General features: G+C 68.0%; 2 protein-coding genes and 1 pseudogene. 1 reads left to right on the top strand and 2 read right to left on the bottom strand.

Translation table 11 applies throughout. The features are described 5' to 3' along the window. On the bottom strand, positions 1–740 hold a 740-nt coding region (locus ACOADB_RS04515), incomplete at its 3' end, for an MlaE family ABC transporter permease (protein WP_378596734.1). Positions 741–874: 134 nt separating this feature from the next. Between ACOADB_RS04515 and ACOADB_RS04510 the strand changes: the two genes are divergently transcribed. Continuing rightward, a complete protein-coding gene (locus ACOADB_RS04510; RefSeq protein WP_378596733.1) occupies positions 875–1,672 on the top strand; it encodes an SDR family NAD(P)-dependent oxidoreductase in 798 nt (265 codons plus the stop codon). Positions 1,673–1,713: 41 nt separating this feature from the next. Here the strand turns inward: ACOADB_RS04510 and ACOADB_RS04505 are convergent. Then, positions 1,714–2,107 (bottom strand): annotated as a pseudogene (locus ACOADB_RS04505) (hypothetical protein); the annotation flags it as partial.

Here is a 2,107-nt window from a genome sequence, read left to right as displayed (position 1 = left end):
ATGGTCAGGCTGACGGGGACGAGCACGGCCACGGTGATCACCACGGCCTGGTTGACGGCGTCACCGACACCCTTGGATCCGCCGGCCACGTTGAGGCCGCGATAGCAGGCGATGATTGCGGCGATCAGGCCGAAGACGAAGGCCTTGATCATGCTGAACATCAGCTCGGGGATCCCGGTGAACAAGGGGATGCTGGCGACGTAGGCGCCCGGATTGACGTCCTGGAGATAGACCGAGAAGAAGTAGCCACCAGCGAGGCCACCGGCGCAGATGAGGACGTTCAGGACGAGGGTCACCAGCACCGCGGCCACGATCCGGGGTACGACGAGCCGCTGGATCGGGTCGATGCCCAGCACCTGCATGGCCGCGATCTCCTCACGGATGGTGCGCGCCGCGAGGTCCGCACACATCGCCGTGCCGCCGGCACCGGCCACCACCACGACCGTGACGAACGGACCGATCTGCTGCACGGACGCGATGCCCGCAATGCCGCCCGCGAGGTCGAGGGCGCCGAGGTCCTTGAGCAACAGGTTGACCTCGAAGATCACCAGCAACGTGAAGCCGAGCATCACCAGCAGGGTCGGCACCAGCGAGACCCGCGTGATGAACCACGCCTGCTGCACGGCCTCACGCCACGAGAACCGCTTGGTGAACATGATCACGAGGGCGTCCAGCGTCATCGCCAGAATCCCGCCGAGCTCACGCGTCGGCTTGGTCGCAGCCTCGACCATTGACGCCATCGCACTCCCCCAAGGACTTCCGGTAAATTTGAATCTGGATTAACGTAACTCTACTTATGGAACGCTAGATGGGTCGGCGCGGCGTGTCAAGCGTCACGCCGGAGATCGACATGGCCCGCCTCGAAGGAGCACAGATGGACCTGGGACTGAAGGACAAACGCGTACTGATCACCGGAGGCGCGTCCAACATCGGCCGCGGCATCGTGCACGCCTTCGCCGCCGAGGGCAGCCGGATCGTGCTCTCGGACATCGACGGCCAGCAGGCCGGGAAGGTCGCGGCCGAGGCGCTCGACCGCGGCGCCGCGGGCGTCGAGGTGGTCGTCGGCGACCTGACCACAGAGGGCGAGGCGCAGCGCGCTGCCGATCGCTGCATGGAGGCCTGGGGCGGGGTCGACGTACTCGTCAACAACGCGGGCTGGAGCGTGCCCGGGTTCATCGCGAAGAACACCGACCGTGCCAACTGGCAGAAGACCGTCGAGGTCAACTTCTTCACCGCCATCGCGGCGACCCAGGCCGTCCTGTCTCCCATGCGCGAGCAGGGCCAGGGCTCGATCGTCTTCATCGCCAGTGAATCGGCCTTCGGCCAGATCCGTCAGGGCGTGTACGGCGCCACGAAGGCGGCGGTCGTCGCCCTGGCCCGGACGACCGCGCGCGAGCACGGCCGGCACGGCATCCGTTCCAACATCGTCTGCCCGGGCCTCGTCGTCCCCGACGGCCCCGACGCCGTCGGCGCCAGCAGCCTGTGGGCTGTCGGAAAGGACAACGTCTTCAACGACGACCAGGCGGAGTACCTGCTCAAGGACACCCCGCTCGGCCGGTTGACCAGCGCCGAGGACGTCGCCGCATCGGTGCTCTTCCTCGCCTCAGAGAAGATGTCGCGGCAGGTGACCGGCCAGCTCTTCAGCGTCAGCGGTGGCTACACGATGCCGTGAGGTCTCGAGACGGTTGCTGCGCAACCTCCTCGACCAACGAATCACGCGAGGACGGAGAACCTCCAGTCCAGGACGGGGCGCTCGCCGTCGGCGGTGACCTCGGCACGCAGGTCGAGGACCTGCCAGCCGCCGGCCGCCGGGGCGGCGTGCTGCACCGTGAAGCGCGTCGTCAGGGTGTCGCCCTCGTGGACCGGGCCTGTGTGGTCGCAGGACTCCCACGCCAGGATCGTCGCGAGGTCTGGCAGGGCACGCGTCAGCTGGGACGCGGCGATCGCGATCGTGTGGCCGCCGTAGACCAGGCGCTGGCCGCCGCCGGCGGCGAACCGGTCATGGTGGACCGCGGCAACATTGAGCGTCAGTCGGGCGAGCTCTGGGGCGCTGGAGACGACGTCACCCGTGGCCACCTCGAGCACCTCCCCCGCCTCCGGGAGTACG

The sequence above is a fragment of the Nocardioides sp. CPCC 206348 genome (genome assembly GCF_048654705.1).
Classification (GTDB): domain Bacteria; phylum Actinomycetota; class Actinomycetes; order Propionibacteriales; family Nocardioidaceae; genus Nocardioides.
This window is presented reverse-complemented; position numbering and strand designations above follow the sequence as displayed.

Coding starts and splice junctions, on each gene's coding strand:
- ACOADB_RS04510 (WP_378596733.1), top strand. CDS start 875: ATGGACCTGGGACTGAAGGACAAACGCGTACTGATCACCGGAGGCGCG.